Genomic DNA, 23647 nt, shown 5'->3' with positions numbered 1-23647 from the left:
ATTGTATGTAAAGAAAAGAAAACACGAGAAAAAGAGAGATTTTATTTTATAAAGCAAAAGTGAGTAGTATTCTAATCTAAGGTGACATGTTTAAAATTCTAAGGGACATATTTTAAAATTTAGGGGGACATATCAAAAAATAAGGGGAGTTGTCAATTCTAAGTTGTTAAAGATATATTTTTATGAACTGGCTTAAATGGAAATTGATAATTCATTAAGCTTATTGTATTCTAATAACAGAAGCCGGCTTACTATTATTAAAAGGAGTTATTAAAATATGAATAGACAGTGGTTCTTTAGAATAATGTGTTTTTTACAAAATAATAAATCAATAACAGCAAATCTAATATATGAAAATAGTAAAGAACAAGTTAAGTTATGGAAACAAATAAATGATGGTAAGGATGGGGAAAATAGAATTAAGTTTGCATTGAAAACTTTAGAATTAAAAAATGTTGTGAAAAAAGTTGATGTGGGAACATGGAGTAAGGGAAATAAATTTGATAGTTATTTCAAAAAACTTATACAAAAAATAGCCCATGAATTTCAGTTTGAATTTATATTAAATGGAAATAACTATGATGATTTTAAATATAATGATTACTTAGAATATGGGAAGGAGTTCAAGGATATTAAATTTTTAACAGATAATGATTTTAAAGAATTAAGAAATTATTTACAGATTTATGATTTAGTAGAGGAGAATTTAATAACATTAGAGGAGGATGAGGAAGAAAGTTATAATTATATAGTAATGGCAAAATAAAATATATATAGATAAAAAGAGCAACTATATTATATAGGGGTTCTTTTTTATTGATGTTTCAATCTATTTATTTGTAAAGAAAAGCATTTATTTCAGATATATTTCAGCTTAATCAATATTCTCCTAGGAAAGGTTGTATAATATGTAATGTAGGACAAAAATCAAAGAGAGAAAAAATTTAGTTATAAAAAAGGAGAAACTATATGTTCGAATACACAGACGTTCAACTATTATGTGGTGCTGCTAAAGAAACCCTTAGAGAGCACTTATCAAAAGAGTACAGAATATATACCGATAATGAGTCTATAATTGTGGAAAGTCAAGGTGATGGTTACAAGTGTTCATACGAAATACATAACGAGCAAATAGAGAAATTTCTTAATGTACTTGGCTTCGAACTTTTTTATGCACTAGGTTTGTTTATAAAGTGTGAATTTACTATGATTATTAGTGAAAATGCTAACTTATCAGTACAACTTGAAATGGAGTTAGATTGGTTGAATATTATAATATTTGATTATTTGAACAATTGTAAAGAACAATTCCATAATTCAATTATTGAAGATATTCAAAATTTTATAAATGTTCTTAATAGTGATGCATACCAGTACAGATATGGAAGTATAATTAATGATTTAAACAGAGAAATTCTTTTTAAGTATAGGAGTAAATATAGATTATTCGCTAGTTTTTTAAATCCAGATATAAAATGGATACCTTCAGCTTAGTTTTATAAATAAGGGGAACTGAAAATCTCCTTTTATTTTATGACTTGCAGTAATTATATAGGTATATTTACATTATTGTACATAATAATATTTGAAATAGGTGGTTCTCGTGGATAATGATTTTAACAATAATATTTTAGGATTACTCTGAAAACAATTTTAAAGTCCCTATAGTACACTTGTTTCGAAACAGACTAAGGTTAAAAAATAAGCCTTGATTTTATTTTGTTTAGAAAAGATATATATTGGAGTTCGTTTAGAGTATACTGCAAACAATAACAAACCAACTCTTGTAAAAGTCCTATTATTTCGTTAAAATTAACTTATTTTGGTTTATAAAACAAATTAACTCTAAATGAATTGTTTAGTATAATTAACTCATAAGTTAATTAGTTCATAAGGTGAAAATATGGTAGCGCTAGAGTTAGAGGGTATTGCAACTGAGAGAATAATAGTAATATGTTTTTTAGTCGTGATATTTCAATTGTTAAAGATATGGGCAAATAGATAAGGCTAGGGAGTAATGAAAACCTCTCTAGCTTTTATTTGCATTGACTATAAAGTTATAACATCTACAAAGTAATTATGGCTACTTAGAGAGGCTTTAACTATTAGAACATAAGACATTTAAAATGAACTCAGAGAGCATGTAGAGGATATTAACACCCATATATCCACCGTAGTTCTAATTACTCGATACGATAAAACATAGCTATTTTAGAATATTATGGGTGTTATAATATTCGTAATTACAATACTTTTACGATTGCTAATTCGATGCAGACTGGTATTTATGCAAGAGAAGTTACGCAACAATTATAAAGCTTAATCACAAAAGTATTATAGCTTAAAGTTTTGATACTTATCGGTATGGAAAAGAATCAGATGCTTTCAAGTGATTTTTAAGAGATTAGACAATTTTACAAATTTAAATTAACTTATATGAAAAATGTGGTAAAATTTAAATGAAAAGTAATATTGATAGAGGGGGAGAAATAATGGAAGAAAAGAAATCTTTTTATGAAGTTATTATTGAAAACTTAACAGGTAAATGGTGTGATGGTTTAGCAATATTAGATGTGTCCGATGATGAAATAAGCATTGATAATATTTATGATAATAATGAAAAAAGAATAAGTATAAATGATTATCCTATTCCTTTAAAAGAAAAAGTGCTTTCTAAAGTTGTAGAAATGGATTATAAAGAAGCTATTAGCGAATTTATTGTAAATAATAAAAATATTATAAGTCCTAAAGTATCAACCGATGAAATAATTACATTTGATGGATGTAAGCACATTGAATATGGTGGAAATGTTTATTGTCATACTCAAAATAATAAAATAATAGTAAATGATAAACACCGTTTTGATGATTTTAATGAAATTTTAGAGACTGGTTTTATAAGCGAAAAAGAAATAAAAGGAAAATGGTTAGTGTTTTAAGGTAATTGTTAGGCTAATAATTTAATATTATTAGCTTTTTTTCTATAACATTGCATTGCTTAAGTGTCATAACTTTTAAGTATTGACACCAATAAAATCAGAACGCATAATAAGGGTATGAAGAGGTGTCGAAACTTAGTGTCAAAACAAAAGTACAAAAAGTGAGGATATGAGATATGATTTATGGATATTGTAGAGTAAGTAGCAAAGGAAAATTAGATAATAATAGTTTTGAGCAACAAGAAAGCGTTATATTAGAAAAGTATAACCATGCAATAATATACAAGGAACAATTTACAGGAACAACAACAGATAGACCAATATTAAACCAACTAATTGAAGATTTAAAGCCAAACGATACATTAGTTGTTTCAAAGTTAGATAGATTAGCACGTAATACAGTTGAAGGGATAGAGTTAGTGCAAGAGTTATTTAATAAAGGTGTGAGTGTTCATGTATTAAATGTCGGATTATTAGAAAATACGAGCATGGGTAAATTCTTTTTAACTACATTGTTAGCAGTGGCAGAGATGGAACGGAATACAATAGTTGAGCGTACACAAACAGGCAAAGCAATAGCTAAGACTAAAGAAGGCTTTAAGGAAGGTAGACCGAAATCATATACGGATAAACAACTTGATAATGCGTTATCAATGCTGAGTATTAATGGTGGTGATAAGAGTTATAATGAAGTTGCAGAATTGCTGGGAATATCTAAAAGTACACTTATAAGGGAGAATAACAAACGTAAAATTAAATAATCTAGAGTGCATAGGATACGGTATAAGAAACATGTATTTTCGCAATATTATTATAAAATTCAACATTTAGTATGATATAATATTAATTAATAGGAAGTTAATGGAATGATGGTGTAACTTTTACAATTAGTAATGATAAAGGAGAACTTTAACTATGTCTATAGTAACAATAATTACATCAATTCTATGCGCAATAGTGTTTAATTATTTGATTAAACCAATGCTAGATAGAAAAGGATTTACATTAGATATTCAAAAACTAATTCAAGAAAATACTGATAAAACTTATAAAACAATTGCGAAGGATTTCAATGAAACGCCTAGTATTTTATGTTTATCTTATATGGATGGAATTTTATTTGGAATTATTATAGTTATTATTTTGATTAGCATAGCAAGTAGAGTAAATTTAAACCTCACTCAAGTGGTTGATAATAACTCAAATGTAATCCAAAATTTTATGTTAGGATACTTTTTATTTGCAATTTGGTATTTGTTCTTACAGTTAAATCAACTTAAATATATTAATAGTGCAATTGTTCATTACAAGCAATTGTTAAAAATTATTACTCCCAATATTAGCAAAGAGGATTTTGATAAATATGAATCACAATTTGCTAGAATACAATCCAAAAACGATTATGTTACATTAATAGCGCAGTTGGTAGCAATTTGTAGTACTAACAAAATAGAATTACCACAGTTTAAAATTAAATAATATATACTTAAATGCTACTATCATTTCATATAACTTTTCTTTAAAGCATCTATTTTAATTATAATTAACTTTATAATATTCTTTTGAATTATGACTTATTATATAAATGTTAACGCTTGCGTTAAGAAAAATACTTATAACATTACAAAAACTTGTAGGTGATATTATTTTATGCATACTTTGAATACCTAATATATAGTTCCCTTAATTGTTCTTAATAAAACCTAAGTTTTATTGGAAAAATCAAAAAATAAAAGGTAGTAAATTACGTGTTTTTAGAGGTGTGATTTTAGGGTTTTAGAGCATCTTTAGATAATTTTAGTTCATAAGCCATCTAATGAGATGATAATTAAGACGGTGGTCAACTTTAAATTTTAAATCAATGCTAAGACCATTCTGAGGATATCACATAGGTAATATTACAATTCTAAGTGGTAAAGTTCTATATAGTGGGGGTACGAAACGTTTTGGAATAAATTTAAGGTTGGCATTAATATTGCTACCAGTAGCACATACACCTCACAGAATTAAAAAACTACGAGTTGAGTTAAAGTAAGTGTTTTAAACTATTTTTAGGCAGTAGCAAAGAAGTTAGAAAGTTATTTAGCCAGTAATTTATAAAAAAATTTCACTATATATTTATTAACAAAATAATTTAAAGTTTTACAGGGAAACCTGTACAAAGCAGTAAAAAAATGGTATACTGGGATTAGGGGCAGGAAAACAAGATATACTGCTGTCAGCTACAGTAAACGATTACAAAAAAGGTGGTGAGGAAATGAGTATACAAAAGAAAAATATAAATTTAAATACAAGGGAGAAATGTGAAATGGAAAAGACTATTAGCTTGGAATATGTAATTAATGTGTATAGAAAGGCTTATGAGGATTGTTTTATTTGGTTCAATAATGAGTTGGTTGAATTTAAGAGGTTTATGGATTGTTATAAAACAATGGATATTGCTAAAGTATTCACTGATAATGAAAATCACTATATATTAGAGAGGGATGGGGTTTATTATACAGTTAGTACTTGTAATCCAGAAGACGATTGGGAGCAATAACGATAAAGGGGGATTATCCCCTTTATGAAAATATGACGTTTTAGAAAAGGCAATGTAATTAATTGCTAGAGTGTCAGCCTAAATGCAAATATATATAAAATTACTAGGCTGATACTATAATAATAGACAAGCTATTAGCTATTTACTAATGATGAAAGGATTTGATACTATGAAATACAATTACAATTTTGATAACGTTAAATGGGGAAAAGAATGTAAATATTGCGATTTATGTGATATGTTACAGATACCAAGAAAAACAGGTAATTCAAAATCAGCACAGATAAAAGATATGAGGACAGTAATGGAATTAGATAATAGGGAAAAAGGTATATTTATTCCTAGAAGATTGTATGATATTGAAAAGACACAACTATCTAGTGGGTTACTAAGAGAAGAGATTGAAGTTCTCACACTAGATTTGTTGGCTAGAAATGAGGGCAGGCATATATCATTGACTATAAAGCGTTTGATGAGAGCCTTAGAAATGATTAATGACAATTATATCAAAGGATATAGTTATGAGAAGATATACCTTGATTTAGAGGAATTGACAAAAGTGGATATTGAGACCATTGGAGATGTATATGGAGTAATAAATACTAAGGGGGCAAGAAATATAAAGGAAGCCTTAAAGGATTTACAAGATAAGGCATTGATAATATGGGAATTTAAAATGATGGTTTGTGTAAAGGAATGTATATACAAACATAGTGTAAGTGGAAAACTTATGTATGACGAGAATGATAATCCGATGGTAGAAAGAGAAGAGATGGTTAGTCGTTTCCCAACAGATAGAGAGAAAGAGATAGTATTGGATATTGAAAGAAAAGCTATGAAAGAGATGAGTGTTAAGAAAAAATCATTCTTTAATTTTTGTAAGGAAGCTGGTAGTAAATTCAAGGCTAGATGTAAACAACTATTGAAAGATACAGATATTGAATATTACTACTATGTTTATGATATAACTTACAATAGTGAAGAAGTATTAGAAGAATTAAAGAGAAGTGAATTAGCAGAGGTAAGAAATAGGCTTAATCTTAAAATGATAAACCAAACAATCAAGACAATAGAAGAGCGTAAAGAAAATAATGAACTACAATTACAAGAAACGTTTGGAGATGCATATGACATATTAGATGCATATGAAGACAAGCTGACTAAGGAACAAAGAATAGTACACAAAGATGATTATGAAAAAGATGCGAAGAAAACGGCTAGACTATTAATTAGTAGAGGTATTCGTAGTAGAGATAAGTTGAAATAATAGTTTGGCTAGTGAAATTTTGAAAGTGGATATTTAAAATAGTGAGTAAATAAATAATATTATTGTATATCAACCTCATTGTTTTTGTACAAGAATATGTCATATTATAAAAATAAGAATTATAATATGACGTGTTTATGTACAAAACAGTCTCGAAAAATATAGTAATATTATAAGATTATAATAAAAATTTCACTAGCCAAAACATAATTTGGAGCATCTCAGGAACTTAAAAGAATAGTAATAGCACGCTCCTTGGTTTGCCAAACGGCTTACCTTGGAGCGAACTTAAGAATAGATGTGAGGTACGAGCATCTACTTCTTAAGCTTGGCAAGGTAAAAGAGTGTGGTGGAGGAAAAGTGTAATACGAAGTCATTTGAAGATTTAAAATAATAATTTAGCTAGTGAAATTAGAAATAGCATGCATTAAAAAGTTAGTAAAAATAAAAAGTGTACCATAGAAATGAATACATTATACTGTAATATTATATAATGTTGTCGTTTTTATGGTACACCTTTTTAATGGATGTCTAAAACAAGGCGTTTATAGAGATTTACTCACTAGCCAAAGTATTTTAATATTGGAAAATATTAAAAAAACGAGTGGCAATATATAGTTACTTCAAGAACTCTGATACCTATGCTCTGCAATGACGTTATATTGTTGTAAATTAAATAAGAATAAATTTTGAATTTAAAGAGTGTCAAAAGTCTTAAACATATAACATAAGTTAATGTTATATGAATCTTATAGAAAATGATTTGTGTATAAGGAAGTAAATTATGGTATAATATGAAATAAAATGTGATTTATGGGGGGATAATAAATGTTAAATGAATTAGTAGATTATTGTGATATGTCATATAAAAATTCAGAAACAACTTGTAGATGTGAGAATTGTAATAATAATTGTCATGGGTCTTGTGAAAAATGTTTAGATAAAATACATTTTGGTGATACTCGAAGATATAATTGTTTCAATATAACAAATTATTATTTTTGTAAATATATATATAAGTATTCATCGGAAATAGAACATGTATTTATGAAATTTAATATTTTAAACTCAATTGAGAAGTTGAATGTTTTATCCATAGGTTGTGGACCGTGTACAGATTTAATGGGAATAATAAACACTATTTCGAAGGTAAATCCAAATATAAAACTTGACTATACTGGGGTAGATTTAAATGATATATGGAATCATATACATGAGCATATACAACAGAACAATAATGATAATATTCAAACTAGATTTATATATGATGATGTGTTCAATATATTGAATGGTGAAGATGAAGGTATAGAATTTAACGTTTTGGTATTGCAATATGTAGTGTCGGATATGGTGAAGTATGACTTAGATGGTACTAGCACATTTGATTTTATAGATAAGTTGGTAGATTGTATAATAAAGCATATGGAAAAAGGTTCCATAATTATAATGAATGATATTAATTATATGACAACAAGAAAATACTTCGATTATATGCTAACAAAACTGAATAGTCACTATGAATATGCATGTTGCCATTTCAATAATAATTATAGGGATAATCATTTTGATTATGGAGAGGAATATAACAGTAATGAATTAACTACAATCATACCTACTAATATACTAGAAGACTATAATCCGTGGCAATTTTGTAGTAGTGCACAAATGATAGTAAGAAAGAAGGAATAAAATGATAGTAAGTGTAAGTAGACGGACTGACATACCAGCATTTTATAGTGAATGGTTTTTTTATAGGCTTAAAGAAGGGTATGTTTATGTGTTAAATCCAATGAATTTAAATCAAGTCAGTAAAGTCGAATTAACACCAGAAACAGTTGATTGTTTTGTATTTTGGACTAAAAATGCTAAACCAATGTTAAATAGATTAGAAGAACTAAGAGATTATAAGTATTATTTTCAATACACTATAACTGGATATAAATCAGAAGTTGAAAAGGGAGTACTTAATAAAAAGGAAATAATTGAAACATTTAAGGAATTATCAAAAAAAATAGGAAAAGAACGTGTTATTTTGAGGTATGACCCTATTTTTTTTAGTGAAGAATATACTGTAAGTTATCATTGTAAAGCCTTTAAAAAGTTATGTGTACAATTAGAAGGATATACAGAAAAATGCGTCATTAGTTTTATTGACTTATATAAAAAAACTGAAAGAAATACTCAGAATCTTAATATATTAGCTACTACTATTGAAAGTATTAATAATATTTCTAGGGAATTTTCAAAAATAGCACAAGAGCATAACATTGTTGTGGAGACTTGTTCGGAAGCATATGACCTAACTGAATTTGGGATAAAAAAAGGCAAGTGTATAGACGATAGTGTGATATCAAGAATAATGGGTTATGAAGTAAATGTAAAAAAGGATGATACACAAAGGGAAGTTTGTGGATGTGTAAAAAGTATAGATATAGGTCAATATAATACGTGTATGCATCATTGTTTATATTGCTATGCAAATTTTAATTATAATCAAGTAGAAGATAACTTTAAATTACATGATAAAAATTATCCTTTATTAATAGGTAAAGTTAGAGAAAATGCAAAAATAACTGTACGTCCTATGAAGTCAGTTAAAGGAAGAAAATTAGGGCAAGAACAACTTAATATGTTAGATAGTTTATAAAAAAGAAGAAGTTATTTTAATATTATGTAGAGATTTCACTTTTATAAATATTGACTAAAGAAACGAAATTGAATACAGTGGTTTTAGATGTCATCTAAGCGACTATTGAAAAGTATAATCAGTTGGAGTTATAGAAGATTAAAGAACATATTCTTACAAAATAGCATTGAAGAGGTTTTAATCATCTTCTTTTCTGTTGGAATAAAACTTAGTTATATACTAGAGCAAATCAGAATTACCCAAGTGGAATGCCTATACATTTAGGCAGTTTAGTATTATCTAAAACTTAATAGCTAACAGTTGAGTACATGTACAACATTAAACGATAGGGGTTATTCATATATTAAGGAAATACAGTAATATAATTAGATTTTATCGTAAGTATAATTGTAAGCAATCCATAAAAGAGTTAATATTGACATACGTTTAAAACAATAGTAAATTAGTATTAATAACTAAATGTGCGTTATTTTGATATAAGATAGCGTGTGTTGAGTGACAAGAATAGACGATTTAACGGAGTTTTAACGCTTTTGACGCCTGGAAAGCGTGTATAGGGGCAACTCTATCAGGGGTTCAAATCCCCTTCTCTCCGCCATGGAAATAAGATGTAAAAAGTGCGTGAGTCTTTAGTAAAACTAAGGACTCATGCGCTTTTTTAGTTGCCCAAATAATAGGTCAAACTACCGTATAAAGCGTTAATTTACCAGCTATATTGTAATCAAATTTAATCAAAATAGGACGATGCAACACTTTATGCGAGCGTGGATGGAAGATAATAATATAAAGAGGAGTGCGCTACTTAGCCTGGAAAAAGACTTACGTAGTTTTTCGAGAGATATAGAATTTTAAATGAACTGTTATGGCTAGATAAAAAATATAAATAAGTTTGTAAAAATAATTTTGAAGGCAGTGGAGAACTAAGATGTGAAGATGAAGCGTTGCAAGATTACAACAAATGATTAATTGCACCTATAGCCATATCATCATTATTACCAATTATGAGTTAAATGAGTTTTTGCTTCATCTTCATAAAATATGTAAAAATAAACAAATAGATTGACTAGTCAACTCGACGATGACAAAGTATTGTTGACTGGTCAATTATATTGGGATATGATAAGATGATAAATTTTAAAATTATAACTCATATTCCGCCTAACTAATTTTTCCTATTTAACCTCAACTATTCACTATATTATTTGACTAAAAATTATTATGATTACGGTATGCAAATAATATTTAATGGGGGGATTGGAATGGATAAAGAGTTGTTATTGGAAAATATTGAAATGGAAGCATATAGCCATGGAAAAGCGACGCTTGTAGCAGGTATGTGTAAGAAACTAGGAGTTATCAACATCTTTGATCAATATTTGACTAAACAAAATGGGAGAAAGCCTGATATAGCTTATGGGATAATGGCTCAAATGATGTTAGCAAATCTTTGTCATTCAAGACGACCATTATATCTTATGGATGAGTATTTTGAACATATTGATATTGAAGGGACATTTAACAGCGATGCGAAGCCTCATAATCTTACAGATGATAGATTTGGCTGTTTTCTTGATAATTTTCATGAAGCTGGTCCAAGAAAAATTTTTTCTGAAATAAGTATGACTGCTTTCGCTACGTATGGATTGAGTATAAAGAATATTAATTACGATACTACCTCAAAGGTAATGTGGGGCCAGTATGAAACAGAAGAAGGTAAAATAGATGAAATATCAATTGATTATGGATATAGTAAAGATAAAAGAAATGATAAGAAACAAATAAAAATTGGAATTGGAACAGCTAACGGTATAGTTGTAGACGCAAAAGTTCTTTCGGGTAATACAGATGATAAAACTTATAATAATGACGCTATAGATGATGTTGATGAAATTTTAAAAAAATCCAAAACTAGTAAAGATTCATTCTACTATGTTGCAGATAGTGCATTTTTTACAGAAGAAAATATTAATAAAGCAAATGGTAGAGATATAAAATTTATAACAAGAGCTCCTGAAACAACAAATATGTCTAAAATCTATATTGGTAAATTTTTTAGTGAAAGACAGTTAACAAAAGATGTTATTTTTGAAAATGCCCAAGGTAAAAAAGTTAAATATCAAGTATTAGATTATAAATCAGAATATAAGGGGATTCCAGTTAAACTGGCAGTCTGTTATTCCTTCACTCTTGAAGAAACCAAAAGGAAAACTATTTCTAGGCATGCAGAAAAAGAATATGCCGAATTAGAGAAAAAAATCAAAGTATTTTCCAAGCGTAGCTTCGCGTGCGAAGCAGATTCACAAAAAGAAATAGAAGAGTTTTTAAAGACTAAAGGGAAAAAATTAAAATACCATTCTGTTAATTTGAATATTGAAATGAATGAAAAACGTAAGCGTAAAAAAGCTGATAATAAGGATTCACAAAAGGAATATGAATATACTATTAATTTAGAAATTAACCGTGAAGATTCAAAAATTGAAGCAGCAATTGAAAGAGAGTGTACTTTCATCTTAGCAAGTAATGATTCTGATATTTCATGTGAAGAAATGCTGAAAGAATACAAAACTCAAAGCAGCGTAGAGAAAAAGTTTCAGCAGCTAAAAGCACCAGAGTTTATAGATGACCTTTTTGTAAAAACTCCCAAAAGAGTTGAAGCCTTAACATACATGATACTTATTGGTTTAATGATTTTATCAGTAATGGAACATGTAGTCAGACGTGAGATGAAGAAAGATAATACGATTATACTTGGACCTGGAAAAATAAAAATGTCCAAGCCGAGTTTAAAAGCTATAATGGGTATCTTTGAGTATGTGCCTATACAAGTAATTAAAGTTAATAACAATTGTATAAGAAAGTTTCAAAAACCACTAAAAGATAATCAACGGCAGATATTGAATTATTTAGGTTTGGATGAAAGTATTTTTGTTGGACATGCTATTTAACAAGTATATATTTCAAAAAATTTAATAATGATTCCATTAGGGATAGTTTAGAAATTTACTATGGAATAATTCACATATAGATATATATTATTCCAAACTTTAAATAAAGAAAAGATATTTCACTGAAATGCATAGCATTCAGCGAAATATGAGTTATAAATTTGATAATGTTTATAAGTAAATATTGACAAGGAGTTGTTATGTTATCACTTTGTAGTAAGAGATCAATTACTATGCTTTCAATAATTAAAAAGATTATTCAAAAGTAATTTATATAAGTCTGTTGTGAGAACGGGTTGTATGATGATCAAGATTATGTGAATACAAATAGAATATTTGTATTCTATTTAGTAAAAATGTTCCATTATAAAAGTTGACAAGTCAACATAGTGTAAATATAATATAGTAGACTAATCAATTATATTATAAGGAGAGAATGATTATGGATGTTGAAAGCATGAACCTCATAATGATTACAAGTAAAATTTTTAGATATAAGCAAATGTATTTAGAAAAGGCCTTAAAAAAATATGGATTAAGCAGTGGTTCCAGCCCATATTTGTTTAATCTTGAAGGAAACGAAGGTATAAGCCAAAACGGCTTAAGCAAAGAACTTGGTAATGACAAGGCAATGTCTGCAAGAACAATTACAAAATTAGTAGATCTTGGTTATGTTTATAAAAAACAAGATGAAAAAGATAGTAGATCTTATAAATTATATTTAACAGAGAAAGCTAAAGAAGTATTGCCCAAAATTCATGAAGATGTTCAAACGTTGATGAGTTTAATAACACAAGATGTATCAGAAGCAGAAATGTTAATTACAATGCAGTCTTTAAAGAAAATTTTAATCAATATTCGAAGATTAAACGAATTTGAGAATTAAGGTAATATGGCTATGTAGGCTAAATAGTGACAAGTGATAAAGGAGGAAAATTAATGGAAAATGTAAAGAATAGAAACAAGTGGTCTATATTGGTAATAGTTTTAATGTTTACAGTTATGTCTGCCCTAGATGGTAGCATTGTAAATGTAGCATTACCTAAAATGGCCATTGCTTTAAATGTAACAACATCTAGTATACAATTAGTTGCAACAAGTTATTTAATAGTAATCGCTGGGACAGTATTGATTTTTGGAAGACTTGGAGACATGGTTGGAAAATCCAAGATGTTCACATTTGGATTAGGATTATTTACCCTTGGATCGTTACTATGTGGTATAACAAAATCTTTTCCAATACTTATTTTAGCAAGAATAGTACAAGCTATAGGCGCTGCTGGAACTATGGCTAATAATCAAGGGATTATTACAGAAACATTCCCTCCACATGAAAGAGGAAAAGCTCTTGGATTTTTAGGTACTTCTGTAGCTTTAGGATCTCTAATAGGACCAGGACTTGGAGGACTAATAGTAGGCGCAGCAAGTTGGGAATATATTTTTTTAATAAATGTACCTATTGGAGTAATAGCATTATTTTATGCTATTAAATTGTTACCGAAGGGGAATAAAACAGTTAAGGGAAAATTAGATATCTTAGGAGCTGTATTATTTATGTTTGCAATAGTTCCACTTTTTGGAGCTTTAGATGAAGGTTTAAACATTGGTTTTTCAGATCCAATAATTTTATTGAGCTTTGCCATAGCAATTATCTCATTTATAATATTTATTTTTGTGGAAAAGAAAAAAGAAGATCCTCTATTACAATTGAATATATTTAGTAATAAATTATTTTCTTTAAGTATATTTTGTGCATTTGTAACTTTTGTGGCAATCTTCTGTAACAATATTATTCTGCCATTTTATCTTCAGGATGTAATGAATTATACACCAGAGCATACTGGATTAATAATGATGGTTTATCCATTACTCTTAACTGTAGTAGCACCTCTTAGTGGAAGCCTATCAGATAAAATTGGCTCAGAGCTTTTAACCTTCATAGGTTTGATACTTATAAGCCTAGGTTTAATATTAATGTCCACTTTAAATGTAAATTCAACTGTAATAATCACAATAATATTCATAGGAATTATGTCTATTGGTATGGGATTATTTCAATCGCCTAATAATTCTTTGATAATGTCAACAGTACCTAAAGAGAAACTTGGAATTGCAGGAAGCGTAAATGCTCTTGTAAGAAACTTGGGAATGGTATGTGGGATAGCTTTAGCTACAACGCTTTTATATAGCATGATGAGTTCTATAATTGGATACCGTGTTACAGATTTTGTAGCAGGAAGAAATGATGCTTTTATATATGCTATGAGAACTGTATATATAGCGGCTGCAGTAATAAGCTTAATTGGTGCTGCCTTGACTTTTTTAAGACTAAGAAGTAAAAAGCTGAAAAGCTCTAATATGTATTTGGAGCACCAGTTTAAAGTTTAATATGAACAAAGGTAAATATATATACCTTTATTCATAGAAACATATTTAAAAAGATAACTATATTCCTATGTAACTATAAATATATGTAAATATTTATAGGACACATAAGAACTTGAGGCATCATTGTGTAAAATAAGAGTTTATGAAATATAAGCTCTTATTTTTTTGTAGTTTGCCCAGCATGGGCGCGTGCTAATCGGTGAAAGTCCGTAATGGGGGCTGATAGTGCCAGAATCATAATTATAAGAAATATACGAACATATGTTTGAAATTAATGCATTATTATTGTATAATATGGATAAAGTATAAATTTAAGGAATAAGGAAGAACGAAAGCTATGGGTATAAAGAGTGAACTTGAAAGAACTAGAGAAGAATTAAATATATTAATTGAGAACAAGGAAATAATTACAAATGATAAGGAATTATTAGAACTTAGTATAAAGTTAGATAAATTGATTAATGAATATATGAATAGTATTAATAAAAGTATTTAGGTATTTTTTTATCGCAAAAATTCGAACTGATGTTTTTATATTATCTGTAGATTAGTATCTATAAATCATATAGTTTTATGAAGATATAAAAACAATGATATTAGCCAGAAAATAATAAAACATGTTCTTACCATTTGCACTTAAGTGAAAATAGCAAGGCATGTTTTTCTCTTGCAAGTGTAATATTAGAATATAAGGGCTTTACAAATTTATAATTTTAATAATTCATATAAAGATAAAATAAAGTAAAATAGTCCAAGTATTAACCCCAAAGAAGAATAACTTTTAATTTTTATATCAGTTTTTTTAGATTTTATTAAAGATATCAAACTAATTACTATAGTAACAGCTGGGATAATTATTATATAACGATCTAGTATAGTATTCAATAATCCACCCATAATGAATAATGTTAAGCCTAGCAATGCCCCGACTAAAGAAAGTCTAGTGTTTAGTTTATTCGATTCCATTTAAACACCTCCTATTACAATTATATCCATTATAATAGGATTTTCAACGCTAATTTATGAAATGTATTATGAAAGGTGAATGTGGAAGTCACGGGCCATTAATTGAGCATTAACTAGTGCATATAAATTATTATGATGAAAAAAATTATAAGCTTTTTAATAGAAGAAATAATACTATGTGGAATATATGGTTTTATATTCTAGTATATTTAATTTTATATTACACACAATAATAACTGAAAGAGGTGGTTCTCATGGACATTGATTTTAACAATAATATTTTAGGATTAGTCCGAAAATGATTTTAAAGTCCCCATAAGTACACTTGTTTCGAAACAGACCAGGGTTTAAAAATAAACCCTGGTTTTGTATTTTTTATAATTAATGAAATACTAAAAATGAATTGTTTTAATGTAGTTTAAATCTTAATACCAAGGGAAATAATTCTAATATCATTAAATTCATGGAGGAAAGTACGGTATGAATGATAAGGAAGAAAATAAAAGTGAACTTGAGGGTGTTGGAGGCATGTTTTATGGTATTGGTTGGGTAGAAGTTTTATTGATTTTAGCATATATATTTGCACCATTATTAATTAGAATACTATGACAGTTACTTCTACAACAACTGAATAGATAAGAGAGTATTAAAATAATGTTTGCATTTATTTTAATACTGTTATTTTAACTGCGTTTCAAATACTTTAGTTTCTTAGCTTTAACCTTATTAATATTTTTCCACTTAAAGTTATCATAAACTCCAGTATAACTTTCATTAGCTATGTAAAGTTTTATATTTTTTGATACTCTTGATTTTAATTATTTATAACCAAGAATATCAATATGAATAAGTTGAAATTCATAAAATGGACAAAATAGTAATCGCATTTATAGACGTTTGAGAATACTGGAATTTCCATCGCTTAGTATTTAATTAACTGTAGATTAAAAGTTTCTATAAGTTTTTGGAGTCATATTCATAATCTTAAGAAAGTTTCTATTAAATGAACGGATGCTTGAGTAACCACATTTATAAGTAATATCAGTAATCGGGTCTTCTGTATTTTTTAATAAATATGCCGCGTAATTAATTCTATTTTGATTAACAAAATCAACAAACGATATTCCGAGTACATTATTTAAATATTTGGATAGGTAATTGTAACTGTAGCAAAATTCATCTGCAATGCTTTTTAATGAGATATCTTTAGTAAAATTATTTTGAATATAGTTAAGAATTTTATGTAATAATTCATAATCATTTTTCACGCTTACAAGTAATTGCGTATGTTCCATAACTTCAGAACAAAGCAAATAAAGACAAGCTTTCATCTCGAGAACATTGACATTATCTCTGAAAATTTTGTCTAGTATAAGAGATCGCGCGTTATGTGATAAATTAAAGACTGGATTTTCGAGAAATTTACCATAGATCATGCTGTCAAATGTTTTTACATATTCAGGGGAAAATATGCAAATACGAGCATCAGAGTACTTATTAGTTGAGAGAGAGTGGATTTCGTAAGGTAAAATTAATATGCATTCATCCTTTTTTACTTCAAAATTTCTATTATTAACAGAAATTTGAAGATCTCCATCAATAACAGATATGAACTCGAAGCTTCGATGTAGATGAACAGGGTAATTAAGACTAATTGGATGGTAGTGGGAAAAAAGAGTGTTTTCTCCAAAGTGGTGCGACTCGTATTTTAACATAGAATACCTCCAAGAGAGTAAATTTTGTCTACAATTATATAAATACTTTCTTGTTAAGTCAACCATAAATTTTATATTATTAAATTACAAATTGAATATTGTATTATAGATTTTAATCTCCATAAATATTTAAGGAATAGAGGGATATAGATGAATGGTGAGCAAGAAAATACTCATGAATTTGCAGTAAAGGCAGCAAAAGAATTAGTATCTAAAATGACATTACAAGAAAAAGCGGAGCAATTAACTTATCAATCACCAGCAATAAAGCACTTAAATGTACCTGAGTATAATTGGTGGAATGAAGGCCTTCATGGGGTAGCTAGAGCTGGAACAGCAACTGTGTTCCCTCAAGCGATTGGTTTAGCCGCTATATTTGATGATGAATTCCTAGGAAAGGTTGCAAATATTATTGCTACAGAGGGACGTGCTAAATACAATGAATACAGCAAAAAAGACGACAGAGGCATATATAAGGGACTAACTTATTGGTCTCCAAATATAAATATTTTTAGAGATCCTAGATGGGGACGTGGACATGAAACTTACGGGGAAGACCCTTATTTAACATCTAGATTAGGGGTTGCATTCATAAAAGGATTGCAAGGAGAAGGAAAATATTTAAAGTTAGCTGCTTGTGCAAAACATTTTGCAGTTCATAGCGGACCAGAAGGGTTAAGGCATGAATTTAATGCGATAGTTAACAAGAAGGATCTATATGAAACATATTTACCAGCATTTGAGGCATGTGTAAAAGAGGCAAATGTTGAAAGTGTAATGGGAGCATATAACCGCACAAATGGGGAGCCATGTTGTGGTAGTAAGACTTTGTTGAAAGATATCTTAAGAGGCAAATGGGGATTTAAAGGACATGTAGTATCTGATTGCTGGGCTCTTGCAGATTTTCATTTACACCATATGGTTACAAGTACTGCAACTGAATCAGTAGCATTGGCTATAGAAAATGGCTGTGATCTTAACTGTGGAAATATGTATCTTAATTTGCTATTAGCTTATAAAGAAGGTTTAGTAACTGAAGAACAAATAACTACAGCAGCAGAAAGATTAATGACAACAAGATTTAAATTAGGTATGTTTGATGAAGATTGTGAATATAACAAGATACCATATGAAGTAAACGATTCTAAAGAGCATAACGATGTTGCATTAATAGCTTCTAGAAAATCAATGGTATTGCTAAAGAATAATGGAACGCTTCCATTGAATAAATCAAATTTAAAATCAATAGCAGTAATTGGCCCGAATGCAAACAGCGAAATAATGTTGAAGGGAAATTACTCTGGAACAGCATCTAAGTATACAACAATATTAGAAGGAATTCATAATGCAGTTGGTGATAATGTGAGAGTATATTACTCTGAAGGATGTCACCTATTTAAAGATAAAGTGGAGGATTTAGCAAGACCAGATGATAGATTATCAGAAGCGATTTCAGTAGCAGAAAGATCTGATGTAGTTGTATTATGTCTAGGATTAGATTCAACAATTGAAGGAGAACAAGGGGATGCTGGTAATAGCTACGGGGCAGGAGACAAAGAGAATTTGAACTTGCCAGGAAGGCAACAAAATTTACTTGAAAAAGTACTTGAGGTTGGAAAGCCAGTTATTGTTGTCCTTGGAGCTGGAAGTGCTTTAACACTAAATGGTGCAGAAGAAAAATGTGCAGCCATTTTAAATGCATGGTATCCAGGTAGCCACGGAGGAACTGCTGTAGCGGATATATTATTTGGAAAATGCTCACCGAGTGGGAAATTACCAGTAACTTTTTATAAAGACACAGCTAAGCTTCCTGAGTTTACTGATTATTCAATGAAGGGAAGAACTTATAGATATTTAGAACATGAGAGTTTATATCCATTTGGGTATGGTTTAACTTATTCAACAGTAGAATTATCTAATTTACAAGTGCCTTCTGTTAAGCAAGGCTTTGAGAGTTTTGATATCAGCATAGAGATTAAAAATACTGGGGAATATGATATTGAAGAAGTAGTTCAATGCTATGTAAAAGATATAGAATCAAAGTATGCTGTATTAAATCACAGCCTAGCAGGATTCAAACGTGTTTCATTGAAAAAAGGGGAAAGCAAAACTGTAATAATGAAATTGGATAAGAAATCATTCGAAGTTGTAAATGATGATGGAGAAAGGCTTCTTGATAGTAAGAAATTCAAATTATTTGTAGGGGTATCACAACCAGATAAGAGAAGCTTTGAGCTTACCTCAGTAGCACCATTGGAAGCAAATATTGAATTAATATGAAGATTTAAATTAAGTATTAAACGCTTAAATCGTAATTATAAAAGAATAATCATAAGTTGACTCATAAATAAATATTCAAAGAAAAGATAGGAGAGAATCATATGAAAAATATTGCAAAACAAAACGAACCTCTAGTAACTCATATTTATACGGCAGATCCTTCTGCTCATGTATTTGAAGGTAAAATCTACATCTACCCTTCTCATGATCTTGACCAAGTACAGATCTCAAACGATAATGGTGACCAATATAACATGGAAGATTACCATATTTTATCTCTTGATGATACTAATTCACCTTGTATCGACAATGGAGAAGCACTGCACTTAAAAGATATTCCATGGGCAAGTAAACAATTATGGGCTCCAGATGCTGCTTATAAGAATGGAACTTATTACTTGTTTTTCCCAGCAAGAGATAAAGATGATATCTTTAGACTTGGAGTAGCTACTAGTTCATCTCCTGCTGGACCATTCAAAGCGCAAGAAAGTTATATACCTGGTAGCTATAGCATTGATCCTGCTGTTTTAATGGATGACGATAATAGATCATATGTTTATTTTGGAGGCCTTTGGGGAGGACAGCTAGAAAAATGGCAAACTGGAACTTTTAATCCAGATGGAGAAGGTCCTGCTGCTACAGCACCTGCTATAGGACCAAGAGTAGCTGAATTAAATGATGATATGCTTACATTTAAAGAGGCTCCAGAGGAGATATCAATTGTTGATGAAGATGGAAATCCTATACTTGCTGGTGATGAAGAAAGAAGATATTTTGAAGGACCATGGGTTCATAAATATAATGGAAATTATTATCTTTCATACTCTACTGGTAGCACACATTGCATAGTATATGCTATGAGTAAGAATCCAAAGGGACCTTATACATTTAAAGGGAAAATACTTGATCCTGTAATTGGTTGGACAACTCATCACTCAATTGTTGAGTTCCAAGATAAATGGTATTTATTCTATCATGATAGTTCTTTGTCTGGTGGAGCTGATAACAGACGTTGTGTAAAATACACTGAAATAAAGTACAATGATGATGGTACTTTACAAAAAGTAGAGTTGTCTTAATAATCGAAATTATGATAAATATGTATCTTGAAGATTTATAAAAAGGTACTTCATATTTGAAATTCACTCTGTCAAGTAGACAGGAGAAATAATGAAAAATTATGATGCTAAGGTCTGATTTCCATAGTCCATTGGAGTCAGACCTTTTAATATTTTCTGTAGTCTTTCTATATATAAAATTCTTAACTTAAGGAGGAGAATTATGTTAAAAATTAAAAATCCCATCTTAAAGGGCTTTAATCCAGATCCATCTATATGTAAAGCTGAGGACAATTATTATATTGCAACCTCTACTTTTGAATGGTTTCCAGGAGTTCAAATTCATCATTCCAAAGATCTAGTGAATTGGGAGCTTATAGCACATCCCTTGAATAGAGTCTCTCAGCTAAATATGTTAGGAACACCCGATTCAGGTGGAATTTGGGCGCCATGTTTGTCCTATAATAAAGGTATCTTTTACTTAATATATACAATAGTAAACAACAATGGACATATTAAAGATACCCATAATTATCTGGTAACCTCAAGTGATATTTGTGGTGAGTGGTCAGAGCCTGTGTATCTTAATTCAAGTGGTTTTGATCCATCTCTATTCCATGACGATGACGGAAAAAAGTGGCTTATAAACATGAAATGGGATAATCGTATAGGAAAGAATAATTTTGCTGGTCATCTTTTACAAGAATATGATGAAAAAAACAAATGCCTTACTGGCCCTGTAATGAATATTTTTAAAGGGACAGATTTGGGTTGTTCTGAGGGTCCTCATATATATAAGCATAATGACTACTATTATTTGATGGCGGCTGAAGGAGGCACTAGTTATGAACATGCAGTAACACTTGCTCGTTCGAGAAAACTTACGGGTCCCTATGAGGTTCATCCACAAAATCCAATTCTTACTTCTGTGGGAAGTGATATGCATAAAGTTCTTCAAAAAGCAGGGCATGCAAGCATTGTGGAAGGCCCTAATAATGAATGGTTTATGGTTCATCTTTGTGGAAGACCTCTTCCTGAAACAGATCGCTGCATTCTAGGAAGAGAAACAGCTATACAAAAGGTGGAATGGCGTGAAGATGATTGGCTTTATTTATGTTCTGGTACAGATAACTTACCTTCTTGGGAAATAGAAATTAACAATGATAGTGAAAGTGAATCAAATAATGAAGAAGATGTCTTAGTTTCACAGTATGACGATTTTAATAATACTTTATTAAATATAAATTTTCAGTCCTTAAGAGTTCCAGCGGAAACCTTTATGTCACTTACTGAAAGGCCAGGATTTTTAAGGTTATATGGAAAAGAATCAATGTTTTCCAAGTTTACACAAAGTATGATAGCAAGACGTCAGCAGAACTTTGTTTATTCTGCCGAAACCTGTGTTGAATTTGAACCTGAAACAACGTTGCAGCTTGCAGGATTAATTTGCTATTACAACACAGAAAACTATTATTATTTGAGGATAAGTATGGATGAAGAATTAGGAGGCAAATGCATAGGGGTTCTAGCTAGCATAAATAATGATTTGTCAGAGTCCATGACTCAGGATGATAACATCTTGATAACTGATGTAGAACGCATTTATCTAAAAGTGGAAGTGAATTTTGGGCAACTTAGATTTTTCTTTGCTACCAATAAGGACGAGTGGAGGCCTATAGGCAAAGTTTATGACTCAAGTACATTGTCAGATGATGCGATTAAAGGTTCATGGGCTTTCACTGGTGCTTTTGTAGGAATTGCGTGTCAGGACTTATCGGGTATGAATAAGTATGCAGATTTTGATTATTTTTCATATGTAGAAGGGATATAAGTTAAATCAAAAAGATTTAGATGGAGTGGAAGAAGCGGCAAAAGATAAAGAAATTGAAGCTGAAATGATTAATTTATATGATTTTAACTTCAGATTGCCAAAAGGCATTTGAAATAGGAGCTAGTCTAATCGGGTAATATATTCTTACTATATAAATTTAAGCATAAAATATTTTACAAAGTTATAATAGATGAGGTATAAAGATATTAACTTAAATGAATGGAGATGTATATATGAAATTTATAGAATTAGCTACCAAAAGATATTCTGTGAGAAGTTTTGACACAAAGAAAATCAGTGAGGAGGATTTAAATTTAATTTTAAAAGCAGGCCAATTAGCTCCGACTGCGGCAAATCGTCAGCCGCAAAGAATTTTGGTACTTGAAAGTGAGGATGCTCTTGCTAAACTACAAACTTGCACAATTTATCATTTTAATGCACCGTTAGCCTTACTTATATGCGCTGATAAAAATGAAGCATGGGAGCGTAGTTATGATGGAAAAATCCATACTGATATTGATGGAAGTATTATTGCTACACATATGATGCTACAAGCTGCTGAGCTTGGTTTAGGATCAACATGGGTGGGCCATTTTGACCCTGTTGCTATACGTGCTGCTTTTAATATACCAACAGACCTTGAACCAGTATGTCTTTTACCAATTGGTTATCCAAGTAACGAGGCTAAACCAAATCCTAACCACGAAAAAAGAAAAGATATTTCCCAAACTGTCTTTTATAATAAATTTTAATGAATGATTTATCTATTAACATAATTTAATCATACAATTAATGTGAGTTCTTCGGAATTCACATTTTTTTTATTATTTAGGAATTTATATTCTAGTAAAAAATGTTCTTATATGCAGCAGAGCTGCTATTTCTGATGTGCAGATTTTTCTCGCATGCGTTCGAAAAGGCAGATGCGTGAAAAAAATCTACACCTATGAAAAGAGTGCGAAGCACAATACGGAACTTAACCACAGTCGCCTGCGACTTTTTTATTCTTCAGAGAATTATATTCATAAAATTGAGGTTCTACAAAACTAAATCTGTTGGTTTAGCAACA

The 23647-nt window shown here is 29.5% G+C and carries 20 protein-coding genes; 18 read left to right on the top strand and 2 right to left on the bottom strand.

Features of this window, described 5'->3' with window-relative positions; translation table 11 throughout:
- The first annotated feature begins 277 nt into the window (after positions 1-277).
- The 13 genes from PZA12_RS24310 (at position 278) to PZA12_RS24250 (ending at position 15224) form a co-directional block, all read left to right on the top strand.
- The gene (locus PZA12_RS24310; protein WP_103698967.1) at positions 278-766 is read left to right on the top strand and encodes a hypothetical protein; all 489 of its coding nucleotides are present in this window, start codon (positions 278-280) and stop codon (positions 764-766) included.
- Between the two features lie 203 nt (positions 767-969).
- The gene (locus PZA12_RS24305; protein WP_103698966.1) at positions 970-1494 is read left to right on the top strand and encodes a hypothetical protein; all 525 of its coding nucleotides are present in this window, start codon (positions 970-972) and stop codon (positions 1492-1494) included.
- 998 nt (positions 1495-2492) lie between these two features.
- Positions 2493-2939 carry a hypothetical protein gene (locus tag PZA12_RS24300; protein WP_103698965.1) on the top strand — a complete coding sequence of 149 codons (447 nt, stop codon included), beginning with the start codon at positions 2493-2495 and terminating at the stop codon, positions 2937-2939.
- Between the two features lie 176 nt (positions 2940-3115).
- Positions 3116-3700, top strand: coding sequence for a recombinase family protein (locus tag PZA12_RS24295; RefSeq protein ID WP_103698964.1), 585 nt, complete (start codon positions 3116-3118; stop codon positions 3698-3700).
- A gap of 154 nt (positions 3701-3854) precedes the next feature.
- Positions 3855-4418, top strand: coding sequence for a hypothetical protein (locus PZA12_RS24290; protein WP_103698963.1), 564 nt, complete (start codon positions 3855-3857; stop codon positions 4416-4418).
- A gap of 778 nt (positions 4419-5196) precedes the next feature.
- Positions 5197-5481 (top strand): hypothetical protein, encoded by a 285-nt coding sequence (locus PZA12_RS24285; protein WP_103698962.1) that lies wholly within the window; start codon positions 5197-5199, stop codon positions 5479-5481.
- Positions 5482-5650: 169 nt separating this feature from the next.
- On the top strand, positions 5651-6748 hold the full coding sequence (locus tag PZA12_RS24280) for a hypothetical protein (RefSeq protein WP_103698961.1): 1098 nt from the start codon (positions 5651-5653) through the stop codon (positions 6746-6748).
- An 828-nt stretch (positions 6749-7576) separates the two neighbouring features.
- A complete protein-coding gene (locus PZA12_RS24275) occupies positions 7577-8437 on the top strand; it encodes a hypothetical protein (RefSeq protein WP_103698960.1) in 861 nt (286 codons plus the stop codon).
- 1 nt (position 8438) lies between these two features.
- The gene (locus tag PZA12_RS24270; protein ID WP_103698959.1) at positions 8439-9395 is read left to right on the top strand and encodes a DUF1848 domain-containing protein; all 957 of its coding nucleotides are present in this window, start codon (positions 8439-8441) and stop codon (positions 9393-9395) included.
- 1259 nt (positions 9396-10654) lie between these two features.
- Positions 10655-12340 carry an IS1634 family transposase gene (locus PZA12_RS24265; RefSeq protein WP_181006061.1) on the top strand — a complete coding sequence of 562 codons (1686 nt, stop codon included), beginning with the start codon at positions 10655-10657 and terminating at the stop codon, positions 12338-12340.
- A 442-nt stretch (positions 12341-12782) separates the two neighbouring features.
- Positions 12783-13226 (top strand): MarR family winged helix-turn-helix transcriptional regulator, encoded by a 444-nt coding sequence (locus PZA12_RS24260; RefSeq protein WP_103698396.1) that lies wholly within the window; start codon positions 12783-12785, stop codon positions 13224-13226.
- 53 nt (positions 13227-13279) lie between these two features.
- The gene (locus tag PZA12_RS24255; RefSeq protein WP_103698397.1) at positions 13280-14728 is read left to right on the top strand and encodes an MFS transporter; all 1449 of its coding nucleotides are present in this window, start codon (positions 13280-13282) and stop codon (positions 14726-14728) included.
- Positions 14729-15065: 337 nt separating this feature from the next.
- A complete protein-coding gene (locus tag PZA12_RS24250) occupies positions 15066-15224 on the top strand; it encodes an aspartyl-phosphate phosphatase Spo0E family protein (RefSeq protein ID WP_077839597.1) in 159 nt (52 codons plus the stop codon).
- A gap of 209 nt (positions 15225-15433) precedes the next feature.
- Here PZA12_RS24250 and PZA12_RS24245 read toward each other — a convergent pair whose 3' ends face one another.
- Entirely contained in the window at positions 15434-15694 is a 261-nt protein-coding gene (locus PZA12_RS24245) for a hypothetical protein (RefSeq protein ID WP_103698398.1), read from the bottom strand.
- Positions 15695-16174: 480 nt separating this feature from the next.
- Between PZA12_RS24245 and PZA12_RS24240 the strand changes: the two genes are divergently transcribed.
- The gene (locus PZA12_RS24240; RefSeq protein ID WP_264646455.1) at positions 16175-16303 is read left to right on the top strand and encodes a hypothetical protein; all 129 of its coding nucleotides are present in this window, start codon (positions 16175-16177) and stop codon (positions 16301-16303) included.
- Between the two features lie 335 nt (positions 16304-16638).
- Here the strand turns inward: PZA12_RS24240 and PZA12_RS24235 are convergent, their stop codons facing one another.
- A complete protein-coding gene (locus tag PZA12_RS24235; protein ID WP_041900575.1) occupies positions 16639-17409 on the bottom strand; it encodes an AraC family transcriptional regulator in 771 nt (256 codons plus the stop codon).
- A 150-nt stretch (positions 17410-17559) separates the two neighbouring features.
- On the opposite strand from PZA12_RS24235, the gene PZA12_RS24230 reads away from it, so the two are divergent.
- The 4 genes from PZA12_RS24230 (at position 17560) to PZA12_RS24210 (ending at position 23330) form a co-directional block, all read left to right on the top strand.
- Entirely contained in the window at positions 17560-19689 is a 2130-nt protein-coding gene (locus PZA12_RS24230) for a glycoside hydrolase family 3 C-terminal domain-containing protein (RefSeq protein WP_103698399.1), read from the top strand.
- A gap of 101 nt (positions 19690-19790) precedes the next feature.
- Positions 19791-20768, top strand: a complete 978-nt coding sequence (locus tag PZA12_RS24225; RefSeq protein WP_077839601.1) for a glycoside hydrolase family 43 protein — start codon at positions 19791-19793, stop codon at positions 20766-20768.
- 202 nt (positions 20769-20970) lie between these two features.
- Entirely contained in the window at positions 20971-22578 is a 1608-nt protein-coding gene (locus PZA12_RS24220) for a glycoside hydrolase family 43 protein (protein ID WP_103698400.1), read from the top strand.
- Between the two features lie 233 nt (positions 22579-22811).
- The gene (locus PZA12_RS24210; protein WP_078117533.1) at positions 22812-23330 is read left to right on the top strand and encodes a nitroreductase family protein; all 519 of its coding nucleotides are present in this window, start codon (positions 22812-22814) and stop codon (positions 23328-23330) included.
- Positions 23331-23647: the final 317 nt, after the last annotated feature.

The sequence above is a fragment of the Clostridium beijerinckii genome (assembly GCF_036699995.1).
Lineage (GTDB): Bacteria > Bacillota > Clostridia > Clostridiales > Clostridiaceae > Clostridium > Clostridium helianthi.
The sequence above is the reverse complement of the archived record's forward strand: the minus strand, read 5'-3'. Positions and strand labels throughout refer to the sequence as shown.

Bases quoted from the DNA above. Each gene is read 5' to 3' on its own strand.
- PZA12_RS24310 (WP_103698967.1), top strand. From the start codon at position 278: ATGAATAGACAGTGGTTCTTTAGAATAATGTGTTTTTTACAAAATAAT.
- PZA12_RS24305 (WP_103698966.1), top strand. From the start codon at position 970: ATGTTCGAATACACAGACGTTCAACTATTATGTGGTGCTGCTAAAGAA.
- PZA12_RS24300 (WP_103698965.1), top strand. From the start codon at position 2,493: ATGGAAGAAAAGAAATCTTTTTATGAAGTTATTATTGAAAACTTAACA.
- PZA12_RS24295 (WP_103698964.1), top strand. From the start codon at position 3,116: ATGATTTATGGATATTGTAGAGTAAGTAGCAAAGGAAAATTAGATAAT.
- PZA12_RS24290 (WP_103698963.1), top strand. From the start codon at position 3,855: ATGTCTATAGTAACAATAATTACATCAATTCTATGCGCAATAGTGTTT.
- PZA12_RS24285 (WP_103698962.1), top strand. From the start codon at position 5,197: ATGAGTATACAAAAGAAAAATATAAATTTAAATACAAGGGAGAAATGT.
- PZA12_RS24280 (WP_103698961.1), top strand. From the start codon at position 5,651: ATGAAATACAATTACAATTTTGATAACGTTAAATGGGGAAAAGAATGT.
- PZA12_RS24275 (WP_103698960.1), top strand. From the start codon at position 7,577: ATGTTAAATGAATTAGTAGATTATTGTGATATGTCATATAAAAATTCA.
- PZA12_RS24270 (WP_103698959.1), top strand. From the start codon at position 8,439: ATGATAGTAAGTGTAAGTAGACGGACTGACATACCAGCATTTTATAGT.
- PZA12_RS24265 (WP_181006061.1), top strand. From the start codon at position 10,655: ATGGATAAAGAGTTGTTATTGGAAAATATTGAAATGGAAGCATATAGC.
- PZA12_RS24260 (WP_103698396.1), top strand. From the start codon at position 12,783: ATGGATGTTGAAAGCATGAACCTCATAATGATTACAAGTAAAATTTTT.
- PZA12_RS24255 (WP_103698397.1), top strand. From the start codon at position 13,280: ATGGAAAATGTAAAGAATAGAAACAAGTGGTCTATATTGGTAATAGTT.
- PZA12_RS24250 (WP_077839597.1), top strand. From the start codon at position 15,066: ATGGGTATAAAGAGTGAACTTGAAAGAACTAGAGAAGAATTAAATATA.
- PZA12_RS24245 (WP_103698398.1), bottom strand. From the start codon at position 15,694: ATGGAATCGAATAAACTAAACACTAGACTTTCTTTAGTCGGGGCATTG.
- PZA12_RS24240 (WP_264646455.1), top strand. From the start codon at position 16,175: ATGAATGATAAGGAAGAAAATAAAAGTGAACTTGAGGGTGTTGGAGGC.
- PZA12_RS24235 (WP_041900575.1), bottom strand. From the start codon at position 17,409: ATGTTAAAATACGAGTCGCACCACTTTGGAGAAAACACTCTTTTTTCC.
- PZA12_RS24230 (WP_103698399.1), top strand. From the start codon at position 17,560: ATGAATGGTGAGCAAGAAAATACTCATGAATTTGCAGTAAAGGCAGCA.
- PZA12_RS24225 (WP_077839601.1), top strand. From the start codon at position 19,791: ATGAAAAATATTGCAAAACAAAACGAACCTCTAGTAACTCATATTTAT.
- PZA12_RS24220 (WP_103698400.1), top strand. From the start codon at position 20,971: ATGTTAAAAATTAAAAATCCCATCTTAAAGGGCTTTAATCCAGATCCA.
- PZA12_RS24210 (WP_078117533.1), top strand. From the start codon at position 22,812: ATGAAATTTATAGAATTAGCTACCAAAAGATATTCTGTGAGAAGTTTT.